Genomic DNA, 21,063 nt, shown 5'->3' on the forward strand with positions numbered 1-21,063 from the left:
GGAATCACCATGTCACTGATCAAAGACATCCAGCTGCTCCAGCCGGGCAGCGAAGTGCTGCTGTTCGAGCTCGACGGTTCGGACTGGGGCGCCGACATCCTGCGCTTCCACGGGCATGCGATCCCGCACTCGCCCACGGAACTGGCAGCAGCAGGCGCCAATGCCGACCAGCTGCCGGCCAAATCTATCTGGTGGCAGGGCAATGAGTATGGCGCCTGGCCGATGCATATCGAGGGCATTGAAGCGAACTCGGACGGTACCGCCGTACGCCCGACGATTTCGGTTGGCAACGTTGGCGGGCGGATCACTGCTCTGTGCCTGGCCTTTGACAACCTGCTCGAGTTCAAACTGACCATTCGGTACACGCTGAAACGATACTTGGACGCAGCGAATTTTCCAGGCGGGAACCCTGATGCCGACCCGACAGAGGAGAGCACAGAAGTCTGGTACATCGACCAGAAGGTTTCCGAGAACGGGACCACGGTGTCGTGGGAGTTGGCCAGCCCGGGGGATGTTGGCGGCGAGAGCATCGGCCGCCAGATGACCCAGCTGTGTCACTGGGCGATGACCAACGGCTACCGTGGGCCGAGCTGCGGCTACACCGGGCCTTACTTCGACTTCGACGGCAACCCCACGGATGACCCGGCCAAGGATCAGTGCAATGGCTGCCTGGATACGGGCTGTGCTGTTCGCTTCGGCCAGGGCAACCAACTCAATTTCGGCGGCTTCCCGGCTGTCTCCTTGATCGCCAGGAGCTGATCATGTTGAAACACATCCTCGCCGCCGTGCAAGCGCACGCCGCGGCGGAGTACCCGCGCGAATGCTGCGGGCTTATTCTGGCCGTGGGCCGGAAGCAGATCTATTTCCCTTGCGCGAACGTGGCCACCGATCCGACCGAGGAGTTTCGCATCGCGCCCGAGGAGTACGCCGAGGCAGAAGACCAGGGCCAGGTGATCGGCATCGTGCACTCACACCCCGACGCCACCAACAGGCCGTCGCCGCGCGACCTGGCCATGTGTGAGGCGACCTGTCTACCGTGGCACATCCTGTCGTGGCCGGAGGGAGACTTGCGAACCATCACGCCAACGGGTGAAACACCGCTGCTGGGTCGCTCGTTCGTGCACGGCGCCTGGGACTGCTGGCAAGTTTGCGCCGACTGGTTCCGGCGTGAGTGGGGACTGGAGTTTCCAGCCTACGCTCGCGAGGACGGTTGGTGGGAGCATGTCGCTGGGCCGAGCCTGTACGAGCAGGCCTACAAGGCTGCCGGGTTCTACCAGGTGGACCGCCCCGAACGCGGCGACATGATCGTCATGGCAGTGGGCCGGGCGGCGCACCCGAACCACGCGGGTATTTTCCTCGGCGACGATCCAAAGCTGCCGGGCGAGCAGGCCGAGCTGTACGGGCCTGGCCCGTTTCTCCTGCACCACCTGTACGGTCGGCCGTCCGAGGTCATCATCTATGGCGGTCCTTGGCATGACCGTGCCCGCCTGATCCTGCGGCACCGCACAAATCATCCAAGCGCAAAATGATATCATTTCGCTTTTTCAATAGAGTGAGTTATGCGGCTAGCAATGATTGCATTTGGGTTTGTTCTGCTGGGTGGTTGTTCAACGAAGCCGATGAACGACCTGTCTGGCACGTATTATCCGGAGACATACACTACCTCCAAGCAACCCCAAGAATTTGCTGCGTGTGTGCACGATGCTTGGAGCTCTAGAATGACCGCAGTGACTCAACCACTCGAGAGCGGGTATCGAGTTTCTTGTGGAGTGTTTGGAGATCCGCTTGGTCAGGTAGATGTAAGGCCGTTGAACGGTGAGACTGCCGTTTGGTTCTACGACGGAGTGATTCTGCTTGGGAATCAAGCTGGCGAAGAACAGAGAGTGGCAGTGCTGAACTGCCTGTAGGGGTATCGACCCTGACTACATAAGTACCGCCGAAAGGCGGTTTTTTTTGGAGTAATGAAATGGCGTCATCTCCGATTTGCGCTCCCATGACTACCATCAAACTCTCTGGATCCCTTGCCCAGAAGTTCGGTAGGACCCACCACCGCCAGCTTGACAGCGGCGACACCTGGGAGGTGTTCAAGGCCTTGAAGGCCACGCTGGCCGGATTCGAAGAAGAGATCCGGCGCCTCGATGGCCTAGGCCTGCGTTTCGCCGTGTTCCGCAATCGGAAGAACGTCGGTCTCAATGACATGGGGCGCGGCGGCACCCGTGAGCTGCGGATTGTGCCGGTGATCGAGGGCAGCAAGCGTGCAGGTCTGCTTCAGACCATCATCGGCGCGATCATGATTATCGCCAGCCCGTTCACTGGCGGGTACACGTTGGCGCCGGGCATCGCTCTGGTTGCTGGCGGCGTCATCCAGATGCTCAGCCCACAGGCCAAAGGCCTGTCACAGAGTGCCGCTCCTGAGAACCTGCCGTCCTACGCTTTCGGCAGCGCCAAGAACACCACCGCCAGTGGCAATCCGGTGCCCATCTGCATCGGCGATCGCCGATGGGGTGGGGCAATCATCTCGGCCTCGATCTACGCAGAGGACAAGGCTTGAATTCTTGGGCGGCTTTCAGATAAAAATTGTGCTTTTGGGGATGGGGTGGTGATGCAAAAACAGCTTTTGGAAAGCGGCATTTGTGTTTTGCGATCAGATTCTGTGAACGAAGCATTGGATAGATGGACTCTTGTTGGTGAGGTCCTTGACCCAGTAAAGGCACATCAGTGTCGCTATGTAATTCTCTTCCGTGAAGAGAAGGGACGGTTTACCGTTGACTGCATCCTTGAAATCGAAAACTTGGTGGTCGATGACATGCGCCAGTTTTACTGCGATGTCACTAAACGGACGTTAACTCTCGATCAAGGCTTTATTGGTGAGCTGGGGCTAGCCTTTACAGGGCCGACCCCACTCGAAACCCCAATTATCATGCTTCCATTTTCTAAGTATTTCACCGCATTCTTATCACGGCCACAATGAATCGACCTTTCAAGAATAACCCGCTTCGGCGGGTTTTTTATTGCCCGGAGGAAAGCATGGGCTCAGCACTTCCCACAGAGATCACCGGCGCCAAGGGTGGCGAGAAGAAGCCTAAGGCTCCCTACGAGGCTCCCGACAGTCTACGGTCCACCAACGTTGCAAAGGTCCTGCTGGCGGTGGGCGAGGGCGAGTTCGACGGCACGCCGACGGACCGCGAGATCTACCTCGACAACACCCCGATCATGGACGCCAGCGGCAACGTTAACTTCCCCGGCGTGAAGTGGGAGTGGCGCAGCGGCGCCATCGAACAGGACTACATTCAGGGCATCCCGGCCGTTGAGAGCGAAACGTCGGTCGGCGTCGAACTGCGCAACGATGCGCCGTGGACGCGGGCGCTCAGCAACACCCAGCTGTCGGCGGTGCGCCTGCGCTTCAGTTGGCCGCGCCTGCTCAGTCAGGACCCGAACACTGGCGACACCAACGGCTACCGCATCGAGTACGCCGTTGACGTGGCCACCGACGGCGGCGCATTCGTGGAAGCTAATCTGGGCGCCGTGGACGGCAAGACCACCAGTACCTACCAGCGCTCTGTGCGTGTCGACCTGCCGAAAGCGCTGACCGGCTGGACCCTCCGCGTGCGCCGCCTGACGCCGAACCAGAACACCGGCGCCGTCGCCGATACGATGACCATTGCGGGCTACACCGAGATCATCGATCAGAAGCTGCGCTACCCAAACACTGCGCTGCTCTACATTGAGTTCGACGCCGAGCAGTTCCAGAACATCCCGTCGGTGACCGTGAAGTGCAAAGCCCGGCGTTGGCCGGTGCCGACCAACTACGACCCGATCGCCCGCTCCTACAGCGGCACTTGGGACGGGACTTTCAAGCAGGCCTGGACGAACAATCCGGCGTTCGTCACCTACGGCCTCTGCGCTGAAGACCGCTTCGGCCTGGGCAAGCGCATCAAGTCGTGGATGGTCGACAAGTGGGAGATGTACCGCATCGCCCAGTACTGCGACCAGCTGGTGCCGGATGGGGTAGGGGGCCAGGAGCCGCGCTTCCTGTGCGACATGAACCTGCAGGGCAAAGCCGAGGCCTGGACGCTGCTACGCGACCTGTCGGCGATTTACCGGGGCATGGTGTACTGGGCCCAGGGTTCGCTGTTCATGCAGGCCGACATGCCGCGCGCGCAGGACTTCGACTACGTGTTCACCCGGGCCAACGTCATCGACGGCGAGTTCACCTACGGCGGCGCCGAGCGCAGCACGCACTACAGTCGCGCCCTGGTCAGCTACGACAACCCGGGCAACAACTACGACACCGACGTGATCCCGGTCACTGACCTGGCGTTGCAGCGCCGGTATCAGGACCGGCCCATCGAGATCTCGGCCATCGGCTGCACGCGGGCCAGTGAGGCCCAGCGTCGCGGGAAGTGGGCGTTGCTGAGCAACAACCAGGACCGCACCGTCACCTTCAAGACCGGCATGGAAGGGCGCATTCCGCTGCCTGGCCACGTCATCCCGGTGGCGGATGAGCTGCTGTCGGGGCGCCCGAACGGTGGCCGCATCGCCACCGCAGCCGGCAAGATCGTGACCCTGGACCGCGACACCCAGATCAAGACTGGCGACCGACTGATCATCAACCTGCCCAACGGCAGCGCCCAGGGCCGAACTGTAGCGTCGGTCGCCGGGCGTGCCGTGACCGTGACCACGGCCTACAGCGCGCCGCCCGAGCCTGAGCTGCAGTGGGCCATCGACGCCGACGACCTGGCGGTCCAGCTGTTCCGCGTACTGAAGACCTCGCGCACCGCCGAGGGCGAGTACGAAATCACGGCGTTGGAGTTCAACCCGAGCAAGTTCGCCGCAATCGACACCGGCGCAAAGCTCGAAGAGCGGCCGATCAGCATCATCCCGGTAACGACCGTGCCGCCGCCGGCGAGAGTGACCCTGACGTCCGGCTACGCGATTGCCCAGGGCCTGGCCGTCAGCACGATGACCATCGCCTGGCCCGCCGTGGAAGGAGCCGTGGCCTACGACGTGGAATGGCGCAAGGACAGTGGCAACTGGATCCGCCTGCAGCGCACCGGCACCGCTTCGGTGGATGTTGTTGGCATCTACGCCGGCCAGTACCTCGCGCGCGTCCGTGCCGTCAGCGCCTTCGACATCATGTCTACCTGGCGCAGCTCCGCGCTCACCGAGTTGAAAGGCAAGGAGGGTGCACCGCCAGCGGTGTCGTTCCTCACTACCACCCCGTTGGTCTACGGCACTCGCCTGAAATGGGGCTTCCCCGCTGGTGCCGAAGACACCCAGCGGACAGAGCTCTGGCAGAGCAAGACGACCGATCGCGCTGACGCCGTCAAGCTCGGTGACTTCGCCTACCCGCAAGCCGAACATGAGATCCACGGCCTAATGGCCGGGGTGGAGTTCTTCTACTGGGCTCGCCTGGTGGATCGAACCGGGAACATCGGTCCGTGGTATCCCGCGGGTGTGGGTGTTCAAGGGCGTTCGAGCTCGGACCAGTCCGAGTATGAGGAGTACTTCCGCGACAAGATCGGCAACGGCGCTCTGTATCCCGAGCTGCGGAAAGAGATCGAGCTGATCTCGGGCGATGGTCCCGGGTCGGTCAATGACCGCGTGGAGCAGGCGAAGGACGAACTCTATGAGCGCATCGACCAGCTGACCGACGCTCTGGCATACGACCCGGCCAAGGCCTACGCCAAGGGTGAGGTTGTGCGACAGGGGCAGCGTCTGTTCCAAGCGATAGTCCCCGTACCAGTCGGCGCTGCGCCGCCTGACGTCAACTACTGGGCCGATATCGGCACAATTCTCGAAACTGCGAATGCTCTCGCGCTCCAGGTGCAGCAAAACACTGCTGATATCGAGACCATTGACGGCAAGGTCACGGCCTCGGCCAGCCAGATGAACGCCCTGCAGGCCGCCTGGCGCGAGGACGATGGCGAAGGGGATCTTGCTGACGCTCTGCGCGGCTGGGACAGCGCTGCAAAGTTCGCGCAGGAGGTACGTGTACGGGCCAACGAAAACGAGGCCACAGTTACAAGGCTGACGTCGCTTGACGCACAGGTGGCCGACAATAAGGCGAACATCACAACGCTAGAGCAGGTGGTGGCAACGAATGATCGGACCACCGCAACGCGGATGACGCAGCTCGGTACTGAGGTCGATGACAATAGGGCGAGACTCACCACTGTCGAAGAGGCTCAGACCACAACTGACGAGGCGATTGCAGGGCTCAGGACCACCGTTGATTCCGTGTACACAGCTGGCCGTGAGGATTCGGGGGAAGGTGACCTGCTGGGCGCGCTCGATGCTTGGAAGTCGAAAGCCAGCTTTGCGTCGGAAGTTCGCACACTGGCCAATGCCGACCAGGCGCTGGCTCGAAAGTCGGAGACTCTCGAGGCATCGATAGGAGAGACCAGGGCATCCGTTCAGCAGGTAAGCGAAGCGGTAGTTGGTGTCGATGGCCGGGTGCGTGCGCAGACGACCATCAAGGCACAGACCATCACAGGCGGCCGCAAGGTCATGGCGGGCTTATCGGTCGGCGTCGATGGTGACACATCGGAAATCCTCGCGTTCGCGCAACGGTTCGCCGTGGTCGATGAAGTGAGCGGCAACTTGATTGTTCCCTTCGTGGTTCAGAGCGGTCAGGTGTTCATCAACCAGGCGGTGATCAACACCGCGTTCATTCAACAGATTGTTCTGGGCATGACCTTGCGCTCTCAGGCTGTAAACGCTCAGGGTCTGCCGCTGATCGAGATCAATCTGGTCAATGGTTCGTTCATCGTCCGAGGTCAGGATGCAAGCGGATCAACGCTGCTGAACAACGGCGGCCTGTACGTCTACGACGCCAACGGTGTCGAGCGGACTGCTGTGGGGAGGCTTTACTAATGGCTGCTCAGTACGGGCTTAGGACGCGCGATGCGTCCGGGGCGGTGACCCTTGATACGACAGTTACGCCGATTCGGTCGCTGAAGATGATGCAAGTGGTCGGTAACGGAGCGTTCGATCAGTACATTTCGATACCTGAAATCAAGGCTGAGTCGTTTGTGGTTGTCGATACGCTTGAAGACGCGGGGTTGTTCACATTCTCACCAGCAGCCTGGTGGACCACGGGACAGCTGCAACTTAAACAGCCCCAGAGCAAAACCTGGCAGGTAATGATCCTTTCGAAAGGCAGCGAGCCATTCAGCGCGCCTGGCACCTATGGCATACGCACGAAGAACAACGGCATTGCAACGCAGATCGATGCAGTGAACAAGGCACTTACTATTAGGTATTCGGGGAGGTTTTCATTCATTTACGGAGGTGGTGATTTAAATATTGAAGGAGACGACTACCGAGCTTTCTCGTCACCGATTACTACATACGAGCGGCCCCTGATTTTCATCAATGCAAACGATTACTTTATGGTCGGACAGTTCAGCGTTATTGGTTCGCCGGGTAACTGGACAGGGTTCCGTTTGCGGGACTATCGGAACGAAGCGCACGGCGCAGGGTGGAAGCTGCCCATTCGCATATCTTGGTTCTGTGCCAGTTATATGACCGATACGTCAGCTGTAGGGCAATACGGAGCGTCGGTCAAAGGGCCGTCCGGGGAGCGCTTGTTTGCCTCGACAATGAACCTTGCGGTGCTCAACAGCCAGCCCACAGCCAACTCATTTGTGACGGCTGGAGACCCTATAGCGAGGCCTGGCTACTACGCAACAAGCCAACAGATGGCATGGACCGGAAACAACGCGGATTTCATTCTTGCCAATGCCCTTTTCTCGCAGACCAACATCGCTCAGACGACTCAGCCTTTCAGGGTCAACTTTGGTGGATTTTTGCCGGGAAACCGGAGTGTTCTGCAGATGTACTGCGAGAACAATGACGGTGTGAACCCTGTACTTGCGAACGGCAGAACTCTATTCGCCGCTCGTCCAATGAAAACAATCTGAAGGAGTAACGCATGCCATGGTATAGACAGGGCACTGTGTCGATCACTGCTGGCCAGACCACGGTGACTGGCGCGGGCACGAACTTTCCCGCCAACGCGAGGGTTGGCGATGCTTTCCAGGGTCCGGACGGGCGCTGGTATGAGGTAACCAACATTGCCAGCAGCACGGTGCTCAGCATCCTCCCAGCGTATCAAGGCGCCACAGTAAGCGCAGGCGCCTATGGTCTGGCTCCGATGCAGGGCTACGTTAAAGAGTCAGCCGATCGCCTCCGCCAGGTGGTCGAGCAGTACGGCACCACGTTGGCGCTCTTCGGCAATGCCGCTGACGTTGTAACGCTCCGGACGAACATCGGGGCTGCAAAGTCCGGCGCAAACAACGACATCACATCGCTGACCGGCATGACAACGGCTTTGAGCATCGCCCAGGGTGGTACCGGCTCGGCAACTTCCGCCGCTGCAAAGACTGCGCTCGGAATCGGCGATGTGGGGGTCGGTCAATCCTGGCAGAACATGCTGTCACAGCGCTCGCTAGGCACACTCTACACAAACACGACCGGCCGCCCCATTCAAGTAATCGTCCATGCCGGCCCAGCGTCGTCAGTGAACACCGCGCTCAACATCACAATTGGGGGAGCCGTTGTGTATGCAGGTTATGCGGGGGCAGCGGGGGTCTACATTGCGACCGCAACAGCAATTGTGCCGCCCAGCGCCACGTACTCGGTTGGCGCCTCCAACGGTTCCGTAAGCGCCCTCACTGCATGGAATGAACTCAGATGATGCGATATTTCCGCAATGCCGCCGGCGGTCCCGTGATGGCGTTCGATCAAGGCGACCCGGTCGATGAGTACTTGCCGGCCGGTTACGTCGAAATGAGCGCGGGCGAAGTCAGCGCATACCTGGATCCGACTCCCGCTTACTGGACCGATGGTGTAGTACTCGTGCTGAGTAGTCATGAGATTCAAGGCTGGCGCAGAGCGTCTCAGATCGAGATAGATGTACTGCTTCCTGCGCTGCAACTGCGCGAGGCGATGGCCGAAACTGCACACCGCCGCGCCGGTGCCGACTCTGCAATTGCACCGCTGCAGGATGCTGTCGATCTTGACGACGCAACCGACGCGGAAGCGGCGTTGCTCAAGGAATGGAAGCGGTACCGTATCGCGCTGAACCGCCTACCCGATCAGCTTGGTTACCCGAACACCATCGACTGGCCCGCGCCGCCGGCCTGATCCACACCAATCCCACCGACCGCCATGAGGCGGTATTTTTTTGCCTGGAGAAACCCCATGAATCAACTGCTTCCCCGTGGCGTGCGCAATTGCAACCCGGGCAACATCGACTACAACCCCGCGAACAACTGGGTGGGCCAGATCGGAAAAGAGCCCGGCGGTCGATTCTGCATCTTCGACACGCCGGAGAACGGCATCCGTGCACTCGGCAAGCTGCTGCAGACCTACTACCACAAGCACGGCCTGAGAACCGTGGCCGCGATCATCAAGCGCTGGGCGCCGGAGGTAGAGAACGACACAGATGCCTATGTTCGTACCGTAGCCCAGCGTTGCGGCCTGGGGGCGAGCGACCCGATCACGAACATCAAGGACCAGCAGGTGCTGCGTGGCCTGGTGCACGCGATCATCAAGCACGAGAACGCGAACTACGAGTACCCGCCGGGCGTCTTTGCCGAGGGCGTGCGGAGGGCGTTGGCGTGAAGGCCTGGGCACTGCGCCTCACCGGCACCGGCCTGCTGATCTTGCTCGGCATGGCCGTTGGCACCTGGGCCACAACTCATCACTTCAGACCTCTGCTGGACGGCCAGCAGGACCTGGCCACGCAATGCGCCGCGGTCCGGGACAACCTGGCCGGCCTGGCGCAGGAGCAGGGCAAGGCCCTGGGTGAACTGACCCTGGCCGAGAGCGTTCGCCAGGCCAGGGCGAAGCAGGCCGTGGACGAGGCTGCGGCCAGCGCCCAGAGCGACTTCGCCGCGGCGAACCGACTGCAGCAGGAGCGAACCGGCGGCGACCAGTGCGCGGCCGCCACCTCGATCATCGACCAGGAGCTTGGCCTATGAAGCTGGCGGGCAACGTATGTTTCTGTAGGAGCGAAATGGGCCTATTCCAGGCAGCAGGCCTCGTAATCCGTGGCTTCACCTGTGGGGGTGGGGTGGCGGTTATCCTGGCCATTTCCGGGTGCACTGGGCGCGCGGAGTCACAGGTCCAGTACGTGCGCGTCGAGGTGCCGGTGCAGGTGCCGTGCCAGACGCCGGGTGTGTCGGCACCTGCCTGGGCGGCTGCCGATCTACGCAAGACCGACAGCCTGGAAGTGAAGGTGAGGGTACTGCTGGCCGAGCGCCGGCAGCGGATAGGATACGAGAAACAGCTGGAAGCTGGGGGCCGGGTATGTCAATAATTTAGTTTTTTGCGGAGATGGACCTTGCATCTATTTACAGTTGATCGCGCAGGCAGCTTACAAGAGGGGTATGTCTGTGAGTTGTCTCAGGTTTCAAAACTTGATCCTGAATTTCTGACAGGTTTTGCAAGAGATCTATGTCCGGAGGGGGTTTCGAAGCATGGTAGCTACTACCTTCTTTCCAGTGATCTCGATAGCGAAAGCTCACTGAACTCGCAAACTGAAATCTTGTTTGAATGGGTGAGGCGTGCCAGATTCCCTAATAGGCCGTCTAGGTATCAGAGTATTTACGCAGTGGACAATCTTGATTCGGCGGTTCGGTTTATGTCTGACTATGGATCTGCTGGCCACGCAATTTATGAGCTTTCAAGTCCCGATGCCTTTCGGGGGGACATGAGGCTCATTACTGCTCCAAAACAGACGCCGATAGTCAGCTCCTATTTTGCCGAGCTGTATTGGCAGGGCTTGCCCTGGCATGAGGGCGAGCCAATATGGGAGTGGATAGTTCCGTGCCCCGTCACTATAGGTAGACGTGTCATGTAAAAGTGGTGCTTTCCTTCATATCTCATGGGTGGATGCACGGGCCGAATAGAGGGCCCGTCCTGTGATACCGCCCTATAATGCTCCGATCAAGTCGCCAGGACAGGGCCGTGAAGCGAACCATAGCGGGAATGATCGAAGCGGGTGAGCCGTTGATACGGGAAGCGATTGCCGCTTTGCATCGATATCACGAGGCCCAGGAAGCTGGCGCTCCGCCAGAGGAAGTCGAGCGGCTGAGCCTGATCGCTGAGTCGGCGTATAAGGCCGTGACGGATTACCAGCTGTATGCGCTTGGTCACCAACCCTCATACGGCATTGACGTTGCTGGCCAAGCCGCTGGGCGGTAGTGGTGCGGTAAAAGAATGGATGATCAAATGCTGTATCTATATACAGTATTGGTGTGCCATGTACTTCCTCCTCGTTCGCCGTCGAGAGCGCGGCATCGCGATCTCGAGCGATCAACTCAAGAAGATCCAGCCGATGCGTGCCGACGTGCACATCGAGTACGGGCACAGCAAAGTGCTTGGCCGGTACTGCATCGAGGCCTGGGTCTTCAACCCAACCCCGGGCCCGGACATCATCCCGCGACTGCACGATGCCTGTGTAACCGGCATGGCTCAGCTCGGAATGAACATCATCGGCCTGGAGGAAGTCGACGGGGTGCTGTACGCGCAATCCTGGTGGTGCCGTGCGCAGTAGTGCCGCAGGCATCCCGCAGCCATGGATGGATGAGCTCGCCGAGGCGGCCAGGTCGTGGGCGTTGGTCGATAACGAGTCTGATGAGGTTGTGGAGTTACGCTAGCCAGGACGGCTGGTGTTTCGGCTGGAAGCCGGGAAGGGGCGGCTGTCTAAAACTGCGCTGCAGCTTCTCGGTTTTACTGGGCGAAACTCGCCAATGCATATTAGACAGCGTCGACGCATAGGTCACGAACGACGCGGCATAAGGTCTGCTTTTTCCACTACTGTTGCAGTACTGGAAGGTAGCTATTTCGCGTCCTCATTGACTGCAGGTGCAGCTTTTACCCGGGGGGGAGTTTTCATCTTTAGAACGGCAGCGGATTTCGCAAGGGCGTGCTTCTGTAGCAAATTCTCAACAATGTCCATGACATGATTCACATCCGCGCTGCTGGGAAGATGCCCGCGATGCGACGATGCGTGCCCGGCCTCCAGCGCCGCTTCTAGGATCTCTTTGTCAAGCTTTCCAAGGTGCCCAGCCTTGACGAGCTGGTTCAGCTTCTGAATAAACCCGCCGATGTCTCCGACGACATGATTCATATACATGTCGACGATCGCCCTAGCTCCCATCATAGCGAGCCTCCTGCTGTTTGCATGAAGCGCTGAATAAATCTCCACCATCATGCTCTGCCATTCATCAGGTAGATAGCGCTTCCACCTCGGCGGCTGCCTCGACACCCTCGGCGGATAAAAGTCTGTGTCGTCGCTGGCGTCGTATTCGGAATGCCACCAGTCGACTCTTAGGGATATTTCCTCGCAGCCCCGGCACTGTACTAATTTGTTGACCTTGCCCCACTGGTATTCATATTCATCATTCCATGAATCTTCAAAACTCTGAGCTACCTCCTTGAGGCAGTCGTGTTTGGTGTCCCTCGCGCAGCGGTTGCAGTGCGACCAGATTAGAGTTGCTTTTGCCATAAAGATTTCCTCCGTTTTCTCAATCCTATCAACAGAGTTGCCGCTTCGCGATAGCCTAAAAATCGATTCCAAAACCGAAGCGGCGACCCTTGCAGCATGCGGCCTGTAGCCGTGCCGTTTCGTCTTTGTTTTGGAATCGATTTTGCCTTACAATGCGCGCCGCATAAGGTATTATGTAACGGTCTTGAAAACCGTCGATGGGCAACTATCCTAGAGTTCGAATCTCTACGCTTCCGCCATCTAAGCGCCTGATTTCATTGATGTTTACCTTAGGCGACCCCTCAAAAGGGAACGTTTTGGGAACATTTTGGGAATCGAAGGCAAAAAGAAGGGGCCTCCATGGCCCTTTTTTTATGCGCTCAGCTCAACCTGAGCGCCTGGTTCAACAACCCCACCACATCCGGCCCGTCCTGGCTGATCCACTTAGCGTAGTGCCTGAAGATCATGGCCGTCGAGGTGTGCCCCATCTGATCCGCAATCCACTCTGGCGTGGCCAGGCCGCTGCTCAGCACCTGGCTGGCGAACGTATGCCGGCAGGTGTTCGGCCCGCGCTGGCGAACGCCTGCCTTCTCCAGGTGGCCGATCCACCACACATGCCGTAGTACGTCCGAGGACCGGTACGCTTCACTCGTGGCAGTGTTGTGAAAGACAAACCGAACGCGCTGCTCACGAACCGTCCGGTTATCACGCTCGACGACCTGGATCAGTTCCGCCGGCAGTTGCCTGGTGAACCTCTCCTGCGCCTGCAGCGCACGCAGGGCAAGTGCGAGCAGCGCGTTCAGCAGGTCTAGCGGGTTGTTTTGTCAGCCTCACCGCCAGCGAAGCGAATGTGCTGGCTTATTTTTCGGCAACTATTGCCAGATGATAAGAGTGTGCACCAGCGCACCGCCTGGCCTTGGCTGATATTACGTTTGCCGAGAGTATTAACCCGGCTGACTCGCGCTGTTGAAGGCACTGACCGGGTATGATGGCTATTTTTCTACAGGAGTTACTCAGTAATGGATGGAGTTGTTGGAGTTCTGGCCATAGCGGTCTTGGTCTTCGCTTGGTGGTGGCTGGCCAGAAAGTTGCGAAGTAACGGCCGAGGTTGGCTCTTGCGAAATTTCGTCGGCAGCACGGTTGGTAGCTTGGCCGGGCTGATGGTGGTGGTGTTGGCCCTTGCCGTGGGGATCATTGAGGCGAAACCGAAATCAGAAACGAAACCTGCCGAGTCACTGGTTGAGGCTCACGTCCCCGAGCCTGTTGTCACCCAGGCAGAAGTGGTTTCTCCAGCCGTGCCCGTGTCGAAAGATAAATCGGCCAAGACCTTGGGTCTAACCCCACAACAGTACGCAACTCGCCTGAACGCTTTGCTGAAGAAGCTCGACCTCAAGTATCGGGTTGATGGCAGCCGTGTCGTTCCAGGGGAGTTCAATGACGTACTGAACGCTGAGATTGGCCAGTACACCGCGCTGGTTGCGACTATTTCAAAGGGCAATGGCGAAGTGCTCGACGTCATCCTCATGGCGGGAGGCGATGGTACTCCCGAATCCGGGCTTGAAATTATGATGATCGGCAGTGCGGTACTGACGGCTGCAACTAATGACGTGGAGTTCCGGGAAGTGTTCCAAGGGCTGCCCTCGATGATCAAGGGGCAGGAGCGAACCTATGGGGCTGTGAAGCTCAGTGCCAAGAACATGGATCAGCTTGGAACCTGGTTCCTGGCCTCTCCAGGTGGGCAGGCTGGTAGCAAGCGCGACAAAGGCTGAAGTTGGATGATCGGCAGCGGCATGACTTGACGCGGATTCTGGAGGTGTTCAGAAAGTCGCAGTGTAAGGGTGAGAGAAAAGGACCCCGGCTGCGTGTCGGGGCTCCATGTGAAAAGGCCCCACCGATTGGTGGGGCCATTGTTTTTCGACGCTCCACACTCGCGCTGTCTGGTCAGCCGATCGGTCCGATAACTCAATGGTCAACAGCCGGCGCCGGCATATAGACAACTTGGTCACGCCCCCCCTGTTTGGCTGCGTAGAGTCCGCTGTCGGCGCGCCGCAGTGCGTCATCGATCTGTTCGCTATCGCTGAGTAGAGTACATCCAATACTGACGCTCACCCTCAACGGACCGCTGGAGAGTTGTACCGGTCTACTGCCGATGAGTAGCCGCACGCGCTCCGCGATCAGCATCAGTTCTTCACGGTCATTTACCCGCAGCAGGGCGACGAATTCCTCACCGCCCTGGCGCACCAGCAGGTCATCGGGACGAAGTGCAGCGCGCAGGCGACGCGCACACTCGCAGAGCACCAGGTCGCCCTCGGCGTGACCATGCTTGTCGTTGACAGACTTGAAATGGTCAAGGTCCGCATAAACAGCGCCCAACTGTAGACCTTTTTCCTCTGCCAAACGCCGTTCACGATCCTGGAAGGCTGCCAATGCGCCGCGGTTCCATAGCTGTGTAAGTGGATCAAGTAAAGCCTTGCGTTGCTCACGGTCCATTTCCAACCGAAGGTCGCGGTTGGCCTGTATCAAACTGCGTAGTTGTAGATAACCCTCTGCGAGTGTCGCGAGATCCCTGAAGTTGGATTGTTGGGCCTCGCTCAGAAGGCGCGGGTGAGGGCCGAACATGCATAGGGTGCCGATGGCTTTGCCGTTTCCAGCACGCAAGGGGTGCCCGGCATAGAAGCGGATATAAGGTGCGCCCAATACCAGCGGATTATCGGCGAATCGCGGATCGTTCTCGGCGTCCGGTACCAGCAAGGTGTCTTCGCCCAGAATGGCATAACCACAGAAGGATACATCGCGTGGGGTCTCACTCACGTCTAGCCCAATCCTGGCCTTGAACCACTGTCGATCTTGATCGATCAAGCTAATAAGCACAGTGTCCACGTGTGCAACTTCCTGGGTGAGCCGCACCAGGGTATCGAGGTAATGCTCAGCCGGCGTATCCAGCACATTCATCTCATCGAGGGTACGCTGCCGAAGCGTTTCGTCAGTCGGTATGGGACAGGCCGGCATGTCTTTTCTCCAGTCCATGGGTAGGTAGCATCTGCGAAAGGCAAGCTTTTGACGCCGAGACATGAAGTACTTTAGACAGATGAGAGCATTAGATCGAAGTCAGTTTGGGGAAATGAAGGCCTGGTTTAACAACCCCACGGCAGTTGCCCCGTCCTGGCTAATCCACTTCGCGTAATGGGTGTTGCGCCCTGGCACATGGCCAATGGGGCTTGACCCAACACGGCCATTTGCTGTTGAATGCGCGCCCTAAGTCCCCGCAACCTTTCCCCAAGTGGTGAAGCCAGTGCCCTACGCCAGCCAACACGCCTGATACCGACGACGGTCCATCGTGCCTGATGGCTGCCCGCGCCTGTGCGCGGCGGCGCTTCATCGCTGTGCCTGCCTGATCCTGTCGTCGGTTTTTCCCTTTTTGAATGGAGAAACCCATGAACATGGATTTTCGTGCCGACGCGCACACCCTCGAACTGCTCAAGTACCCCCGCACGCCCCACCTGGAAGGTTCGCGTCTGCAGGACGGTGACACCGACGCAGGCCAGGTCCGCTATGCCACCCTGGCCGGCCAATGGCTGGTGGTGGAAGAAAAACTCGACGGCGCCAACGCCGGCATCAGCTTCACCGAAGGCGGTGAGTTGCGCCTGCAGTCGCGCGGTCACTACCTCACCGGCGGTGGCCGCGAGCGCCAGTTCAACCTGTTCAAGCAGTGGGCCGTGGCCCATGAGCGCTGGTTGCTGGAACGCCTCGAAGACCGCTTCGTGCTGTATGGCGAGTGGCTGCACAAGAAGCACTCGGTGTTTTACGACCACTTGCCGCATTACTTCTGCGAGTTCGACATCTGGGACCGCGCCACAGGGCTGTTCCTGTCTACCGCGGCGCGCCGACGCTTGCTCGAGGGCGGGCCGGTGCTTTCGGTGCCGGTGTTGTACGAGGGCCCGGCGCCGCGCCGTCATGCGGACCTGATGGCGCTGGTCGGTGATTCGCTGGCCAAGACCCTACGGTGGCGAGAGGTGTTCGAGCAGGTAGTGAGCCGCGAAGGCCTCGACCGGGCCCGCGCCTGGCGCCAGTGCGACCGCTCCAGCCGCATGGAGGGGCTGTACCTGAAGCTCGAGGACGAGCGGCAGACCCTGGGTCGGCTCAAATGGGTTCGCCAGGACTTCGTCCAGGCCATCCTCGATGCCGACCAGCACCATGCCAACCAACCGTTCATCCCCAATCAACTGGCCGACGGCGTCGACCTGTACGCGCCTTGCCTGTCCATGGACTGGCAGGGCCCGCGCCGCGGCTACTGAAGGAGCATCCCGAAATGGATATTCGACAACTGCAACACCTGGTGCCCGAGCCTGGGCGCGACATGGACGCCACGGCCTGCCTGGCGGCAATTCCGGCCTTGGCGCGCCTGGCCGACACACCGCAGGACCCGACCTACCACGCTGAGGGCGATGTGTGGACCCACACCCGCCTGGTGGTCGAGGCGCTGCTGGCACAACCCGCTTATCAGCAGGCCGCTGCCGAGCAACGCCTGGTGCTGTTCTTTGCGGCGCTGTTGCATGACATCGCCAAACCCGACACCACGGTGATCGACCCGGAAACCGGACGCATCGGCCAACCCGGCCACTCGCGCCGGGGCGCGGTGGATGCGCGGCTGCTGCTATGGCGCGCTGGCGTGCCGTTCGACCTGCGCGAGCAGATCTGCCGCATCATCGCGGTACATCAGTTGCCGTTCTTTGCATTGCAGGGCGATCGCAGTGGGCGCAGCGCGGAATTCCTGCTGCACAAGCTGTCATGGGAGCTACCGGTGTGGATGCTCTGCGCGGTGGCTGAAGCCGACATGCAAGGCCGCCACTACGTTGGCAAGGCCGATGTACTGGCCGCCATCGAGCTGTGGAAAGAGCTGGCGGCCGAGGAAGGCTGCCTGCACGGGCCGCGGGCGTTCGCCGACGACTACACGCGCATCCAGTACCTGCGTGGCGCGCGGGTGCACCCCGATTACTCGCTTCACGCGCCGAAAGGCTCGCAGGTGGTGATGCTCTCGGGCCTGCCGGCCAGCGGCAAGGATACCTGGACCGCGCGGCATCATCCGGATCTGCCGGTGGTATCGTTCGACGATGCGCGCCAGGCTCTGGGCTTGCGCCATGGGCAGAACGAGGGGGCCGCCGCGCATTATGCCATCGACCGGGCCAAGGCCTTGCTGCGTGAGCAGCGGCCGTTCGTGTGGAACTCGACGCACCTGTCGGCGCAGATGCGCAGCCGTACTCTGGACTTGCTCTACGGTTACGGCGCGCAGGTGGAGATCGTCTACCTGGAGCGCCCCGAGGCCGAGATCATGCGGCGCAACCAGCGGCGTGACACGTCACTGCGCAACGACGATATCCGCCGCATGCTGTTCAAGTGGGAGGTGCCATTGCCAACCGAGGCGCACCGGGTCACGTATCAGGCGGTGACGGCTTGATCGGGCCCGTATCGCGAAATCGGGCTTTTGCGACACCATGTGCCCGTGGCCATGCGCCTTCAGTCCAGCACGTTGTGCAAGACTTCATAGATCACGCCGGTGGCAATCGTCACCAACAGCAGGTCTGCCCCGGCCTGTCGCCATTCATAGCCGTCATAATGCGGAAGTCTCCCCAACAGCCGGCTATCCAGCTTCTTGGCAATCCCTGGCGGAAGCGGCTTGCCCCGTTCAAGGTTCTTCTGTACTCCAGGCGGTAATGACGAGCCGCGACTCCAGTACTCGCGGTTGTCATCGAGTACGACTCGCACCCCACCCAGGTCCACGGATGGGCCGCCATGCCAGTCACTACCGTGCTGTGAGTGGCCCTGGCTACCCTGCGGGTTGCCCTTGTCATGGCCCTTTCCCTTGCCTGGATCCGCCAGCAAGGTAGGGCTCGCGCAGACAAGGGCCAGGCTCAATGCTGCCGTGAACAGCGATTCAAGCTTCATTGGCGGTTACCTCTGGACGGCTTCCTTTGAGCAAAGAGCGTAGTCAGTCTATTGCGACGTGCAGACATTTCACTGCCTGTGGCCTACAGTCCAGCGGTCAATCTCTCCAGAGTCTCTACCATGCTGACGGGCTTCAATCACCTCACCCTCGCCGTAAGCCAATTGCCTCGAAGCATCGCGTTCTATCAGCAAACACTGGGCTTCAGGTTGCACGCGAGCTGGAAGGCAGGGGCCTACCTCAGCCTGGGTGACCTGTGGCTCTGCCTGTCAGTGGACGAAGTGCGTGCGGCGGACTTGCCGCGCAGCTACACGCACTACGCATTCTCCATCGAGCAGGGGCATTTCAGTGCTTTCGCGCAACATTTGCGTGAACGGGATGTTGCGCTTTGGAAGCAGGACAAGAGCGAAGGAGATTCGCTCTACTTCCTTGATCCCGACGGTCATCAACTGGAAGCGCATGTCGGCGACCTGGCGTCGCGTTTGGCGGCGTGCCGTGCCAGCCCCTACAGGGAGATGATGTTTTACGACTGACCCGTGTCGGATCACTGCAAGGTGGTCGGCTTGAAGGCTTGCGAGGTCTTGAGCAACCCCTGTTCCAGCCTGGCAATGATGCGCGCCAACTCGTCCGCGCGCTTCAGGTCCCCGGTTGCTTTCAGTCGTGCGTGGTCCTTGCGCATGTTCAGCAGGCATTTCTGTAGCCCCAGTGCGGAAGCATCGTAGTTTTCCATGGTGTTCTCACTTGGTGTGGCATCCGTGCCGTTGTAGGAATGTGGCGACGGTATCAGCTCGATTCAGCATTCAATACTGATTATTCATACACGGACGAGGGGCTAGAGTGAAACGTCCTACTTCACGACAAGATCGCTCCTACAGGGTGTTCGTCGAGAATGTTTCCACATGCTTCCAGCCGATTAGCTGCAGGCCCTGAACCTTGCGGCCTTGCGCCGAAAAGGGGATGCGAGCATGGACTTTCGGGTTGGCGGTGCTTGCAGGTCCCTGCTGAAAAGTTATGTTGCAAATCAGCGCCACAGGACAACTTCCGCTAGCATGTCTCGCTCTGTTTCCAGCTATCCGGACACCCCATGAGTTCCCTGACCTTCCGCCAGGCCACGCCACACGATGTGGACCGTTGTTATCAGATCGAGGCCACCGCCTACGAGGGCGATGAGGCCGCCACTCGGGAGAAGATCGCCACGCGCATCGCCCAGTATCCGGAAGGTTTCCTGATTCTGGAGCTGGACGACCAGGTGATCGGTTTCATCAATAGTGGTTGCGCCCACGAAGTCGTGATGTCCGATGAGGCCTTCAAGGAGTTGGTCGGGCATGAGCCGGCGGCCCCCAACGTGGTGATCATGTCGGTGGTGCTGGACCCGGCACATCAGGGCCAGGGCCACGCCGGGCGCTTGATGGCACGCTTCGTCGAGCAGATGCGCGAGCGCGGCAAGGCGAGCATCCACCTGATGTGCAAGGACCGGCATGTCGGCCTCTACGAGAAGCTGGGCTACCGCTATGTCCGCCCATCGGCCTCCGACCACGGTGGCATGGCCTGGCACGAGATGGTCATGGTGCTCTGAGACAGGTCTGTTAGCATCGACGCTTTTCGCAGCCAGGGAGAGGCTTGTGAAGTACGTCGTGATAGCACCCCACCGCAGTGAATACCCGGCACCCATTACCTTCGCCAGGGATACCCTGCTGGAAATAGGCCAGCGCTACGAGGGCAACGAGCACTGGGAGGACTGGTATCTGTGCAGTTGTGCGGGGCAGACACCGGGCTGGGTGCCGGCCCAGGTCATCGAGCGGCTCGGTGTTGGACGGGGCAGGGCACTGGAAGCCTACAGTGCCCATGAGCTGGATATCGACCCTGGCCAGATGGTCGAGGGGTTGCGGCCCTTGAACGGCTGGCTGTGGTGCCGAAGCCTGCGCAATGGCGAACTGGGCTGGTTGCCATTGGCGAAGTTGCGGCTGATGGCCTGAGCTCAGTCAGTGGCCAGCACAGTGGCCGTGTCGAGGATACGGGCATAGTCCATGGCCAGGTTGCTCAGTGACAGGGCATGCACCTCTTCGGCAGGCCAGTGGCGGCCTTGCAGGTCGTGCTGGTCGAAGGTGTAGCAGGCATCGCCTACCACCACGGTGGCGAACCCCAGATTACCGGCCGAACGCGCAGTCGACTCCACTGAGTTGTTGGTGATCACCCCGACGATCACCAACTCGGTGATACCGCGTACCTGTAGCCAATGCTCAAGGCCACTTTGGCAGAACGCATCGGGCACCTGCTTGGTGAAGACGGCTTCGCTGGCCAGTGGCGTGAATGCGGCCTGGAACTCGCAGCCAGGCTGTCCGGGCCAGAACACCGATTCGGGATCGCGCGAAGCGTGTCGCACGTGCACCACTGGCCGGCCATGCAGGCGCCAGGCCACCAGCAATTCGTGCATGCGAAGCTCCGCCTCGGGGTTGTTGCGCCGGCCCAGGCGGGGGTGGTGGATGCCAGTTTGCATGTCGATGATCAGCAGGCTGGCGTTGCTGGTGAGGGCGGTCATGCGTGGGGCGCTCGTCGGTGAGTTTCACGGACCGTAGCACAGCTCGCGCCGGCAGCGGATCAGCGCTCCATCTGATCCGCTTTT

The 21,063-nt window shown here is 60.0% G+C and carries 27 protein-coding genes; 21 read left to right on the forward strand and 6 right to left on the reverse strand.

All coding sequences use genetic code 11. The features are described from left to right. Positions 1 to 9 precede the first annotated feature (9 nt). The 14 genes from P5705_RS05180 (at position 10) to P5705_RS05240 (ending at position 11,566) form a co-directional block, all read left to right on the forward strand. Positions 10 to 759 carry a phage minor tail protein L gene (locus P5705_RS05180; protein WP_277459839.1) on the forward strand — a complete coding sequence of 250 codons (750 nt, stop codon included), beginning with the start codon at positions 10 to 12 and terminating at the stop codon, positions 757 to 759. Between the two features lie 2 nt (positions 760 to 761). After that, positions 762 to 1,529, forward strand: coding sequence for a C40 family peptidase (locus P5705_RS05185; RefSeq protein ID WP_277459840.1), 768 nt, complete (start codon positions 762 to 764; stop codon positions 1,527 to 1,529). Positions 1,530 to 1,993: 464 nt separating this feature from the next. Continuing rightward, a complete protein-coding gene (locus P5705_RS05190; protein ID WP_431196923.1) occupies positions 1,994 to 2,551 on the forward strand; it encodes a tail assembly protein in 558 nt (185 codons plus the stop codon). Positions 2,552 to 2,602: 51 nt separating this feature from the next. Beyond that, a complete protein-coding gene (locus P5705_RS05195; RefSeq protein WP_277459842.1) occupies positions 2,603 to 2,971 on the forward strand; it encodes a hypothetical protein in 369 nt (122 codons plus the stop codon). 56 nt (positions 2,972 to 3,027) lie between these two features. Next, positions 3,028 to 6,876, forward strand: coding sequence for a phage tail protein (locus tag P5705_RS05200; protein ID WP_277459843.1), 3,849 nt, complete (start codon positions 3,028 to 3,030; stop codon positions 6,874 to 6,876). Further along, a complete protein-coding gene (locus tag P5705_RS05205) occupies positions 6,876 to 7,925 on the forward strand; it encodes a hypothetical protein (RefSeq protein ID WP_277459844.1) in 1,050 nt (349 codons plus the stop codon). Before P5705_RS05200 ends, P5705_RS05205 begins: the two co-directional genes overlap by 1 nt. Positions 7,926 to 7,936: 11 nt before the next feature. Beyond that, positions 7,937 to 8,701, forward strand: a complete 765-nt coding sequence (locus P5705_RS05210) for a hypothetical protein (RefSeq protein WP_277459845.1) — start codon at positions 7,937 to 7,939, stop codon at positions 8,699 to 8,701. Then, positions 8,698 to 9,150, forward strand: coding sequence for a tail fiber assembly protein (locus P5705_RS05215; protein ID WP_277459846.1), 453 nt, complete (start codon positions 8,698 to 8,700; stop codon positions 9,148 to 9,150). Before P5705_RS05210 ends, P5705_RS05215 begins: the two co-directional genes overlap by 4 nt. Positions 9,151 to 9,207: 57 nt before the next feature. Next, positions 9,208 to 9,630 carry a structural protein P5 gene (locus P5705_RS05220; RefSeq protein ID WP_277459847.1) on the forward strand — a complete coding sequence of 141 codons (423 nt, stop codon included), beginning with the start codon at positions 9,208 to 9,210 and terminating at the stop codon, positions 9,628 to 9,630. Next, on the forward strand, positions 9,627 to 9,989 hold the full coding sequence (locus P5705_RS05225; protein WP_277459848.1) for a hypothetical protein: 363 nt from the start codon (positions 9,627 to 9,629) through the stop codon (positions 9,987 to 9,989). The genes P5705_RS05220 and P5705_RS05225 overlap by 4 nt, the downstream gene beginning before the upstream one ends. Positions 9,990 to 10,024: 35 nt before the next feature. Further along, entirely contained in the window at positions 10,025 to 10,327 is a 303-nt protein-coding gene (locus tag P5705_RS05230) for a hypothetical protein (protein ID WP_277459849.1), read from the forward strand. Positions 10,328 to 10,555: 228 nt separating this feature from the next. After that, positions 10,556 to 10,870 (forward strand): hypothetical protein, encoded by a 315-nt coding sequence (locus P5705_RS26320; protein ID WP_431196925.1) that lies wholly within the window; start codon positions 10,556 to 10,558, stop codon positions 10,868 to 10,870. Positions 10,871 to 10,947: 77 nt separating this feature from the next. Beyond that, on the forward strand, positions 10,948 to 11,214 hold the full coding sequence (locus P5705_RS05235; RefSeq protein WP_277459850.1) for a hypothetical protein: 267 nt from the start codon (positions 10,948 to 10,950) through the stop codon (positions 11,212 to 11,214). Between the two features lie 58 nt (positions 11,215 to 11,272). Next, the gene (locus P5705_RS05240; RefSeq protein ID WP_277459916.1) at positions 11,273 to 11,566 is read left to right on the forward strand and encodes a hypothetical protein; all 294 of its coding nucleotides are present in this window, start codon (positions 11,273 to 11,275) and stop codon (positions 11,564 to 11,566) included. Positions 11,567 to 11,851: 285 nt separating this feature from the next. On the opposite strand, the gene P5705_RS05245 is transcribed toward P5705_RS05240, so the two are convergent. Continuing rightward, complete coding sequence (locus P5705_RS05245) at positions 11,852 to 12,520, reverse strand: DUF4145 domain-containing protein (protein WP_277459851.1); 669 nt, start codon at positions 12,518 to 12,520, stop codon at positions 11,852 to 11,854. Between the two features lie 359 nt (positions 12,521 to 12,879). Next, positions 12,880 to 13,113, reverse strand: a complete 234-nt coding sequence (locus P5705_RS05250; protein WP_346780502.1) for a hypothetical protein — start codon at positions 13,111 to 13,113, stop codon at positions 12,880 to 12,882. A gap of 48 nt (positions 13,114 to 13,161) precedes the next feature. Between P5705_RS05250 and P5705_RS05255 the strand changes: the two genes are divergently transcribed. Both P5705_RS05255 and P5705_RS05260 read left to right on the forward strand, forming a co-directional pair. Continuing rightward, positions 13,162 to 13,311, forward strand: a complete 150-nt coding sequence (locus tag P5705_RS05255) for a hypothetical protein (protein ID WP_277459852.1) — start codon at positions 13,162 to 13,164, stop codon at positions 13,309 to 13,311. A 207-nt stretch (positions 13,312 to 13,518) separates the two neighbouring features. Further along, positions 13,519 to 14,268 (forward strand): hypothetical protein, encoded by a 750-nt coding sequence (locus P5705_RS05260; RefSeq protein ID WP_277459853.1) that lies wholly within the window; start codon positions 13,519 to 13,521, stop codon positions 14,266 to 14,268. Between the two features lie 193 nt (positions 14,269 to 14,461). Here P5705_RS05260 and P5705_RS05265 read toward each other — a convergent pair whose 3' ends face one another. Further along, entirely contained in the window at positions 14,462 to 15,508 is a 1,047-nt protein-coding gene (locus P5705_RS05265; protein ID WP_277459854.1) for a sensor domain-containing diguanylate cyclase, read from the reverse strand. A gap of 425 nt (positions 15,509 to 15,933) precedes the next feature. Here P5705_RS05265 and P5705_RS05270 point away from each other — a divergent pair, with 425 nt between their 5' ends. Further along, positions 15,934 to 16,794: an RNA ligase family protein gene (locus tag P5705_RS05270; RefSeq protein WP_277459855.1), complete on the forward strand. Its 861-nt coding sequence runs from the start codon at positions 15,934 to 15,936 to the stop codon at positions 16,792 to 16,794. Between the two features lie 14 nt (positions 16,795 to 16,808). Beyond that, a complete protein-coding gene (locus tag P5705_RS05275; RefSeq protein WP_277459856.1) occupies positions 16,809 to 17,954 on the forward strand; it encodes an AAA family ATPase in 1,146 nt (381 codons plus the stop codon). Positions 17,955 to 18,013: 59 nt separating this feature from the next. Here P5705_RS05275 and P5705_RS05280 read toward each other — a convergent pair whose 3' ends face one another. Further along, on the reverse strand, positions 18,014 to 18,442 hold the full coding sequence (locus P5705_RS05280) for an anti-virulence regulator CigR family protein (RefSeq protein WP_277459857.1): 429 nt from the start codon (positions 18,440 to 18,442) through the stop codon (positions 18,014 to 18,016). 120 nt (positions 18,443 to 18,562) lie between these two features. Between P5705_RS05280 and fos the strand changes: the two genes are divergently transcribed. Continuing rightward, positions 18,563 to 18,973 carry a fosfomycin resistance glutathione transferase gene (gene fos / locus P5705_RS05285; RefSeq protein WP_277459859.1) on the forward strand — a complete coding sequence of 137 codons (411 nt, stop codon included), beginning with the start codon at positions 18,563 to 18,565 and terminating at the stop codon, positions 18,971 to 18,973. A gap of 11 nt (positions 18,974 to 18,984) precedes the next feature. Here fos and P5705_RS05290 read toward each other — a convergent pair whose 3' ends face one another. Beyond that, positions 18,985 to 19,170 carry a hypothetical protein gene (locus P5705_RS05290; RefSeq protein WP_277459860.1) on the reverse strand — a complete coding sequence of 62 codons (186 nt, stop codon included), beginning with the start codon at positions 19,168 to 19,170 and terminating at the stop codon, positions 18,985 to 18,987. A gap of 354 nt (positions 19,171 to 19,524) precedes the next feature. Here P5705_RS05290 and P5705_RS05295 point away from each other — a divergent pair, with 354 nt between their 5' ends. Next, positions 19,525 to 20,016 carry a GNAT family N-acetyltransferase gene (locus tag P5705_RS05295; RefSeq protein ID WP_277459861.1) on the forward strand — a complete coding sequence of 164 codons (492 nt, stop codon included), beginning with the start codon at positions 19,525 to 19,527 and terminating at the stop codon, positions 20,014 to 20,016. Positions 20,017 to 20,062: 46 nt separating this feature from the next. Beyond that, positions 20,063 to 20,416: an SH3 domain-containing protein gene (locus P5705_RS05300; protein WP_011533470.1), complete on the forward strand. Its 354-nt coding sequence runs from the start codon at positions 20,063 to 20,065 to the stop codon at positions 20,414 to 20,416. A 2-nt stretch (positions 20,417 to 20,418) separates the two neighbouring features. Here P5705_RS05300 and P5705_RS05305 read toward each other — a convergent pair whose 3' ends face one another. Continuing rightward, the gene (locus P5705_RS05305) at positions 20,419 to 20,979 is read right to left on the reverse strand and encodes a cysteine hydrolase family protein (protein ID WP_277459862.1); all 561 of its coding nucleotides are present in this window, start codon (positions 20,977 to 20,979) and stop codon (positions 20,419 to 20,421) included. Between the last annotated feature and the right edge of the window lie 84 nt (positions 20,980 to 21,063).

The sequence above is a fragment of the Pseudomonas entomophila genome, assembly GCF_029478665.1.
Classification (GTDB): Bacteria; Pseudomonadota; Gammaproteobacteria; order Pseudomonadales; family Pseudomonadaceae; genus Aquipseudomonas; species Aquipseudomonas entomophila_F.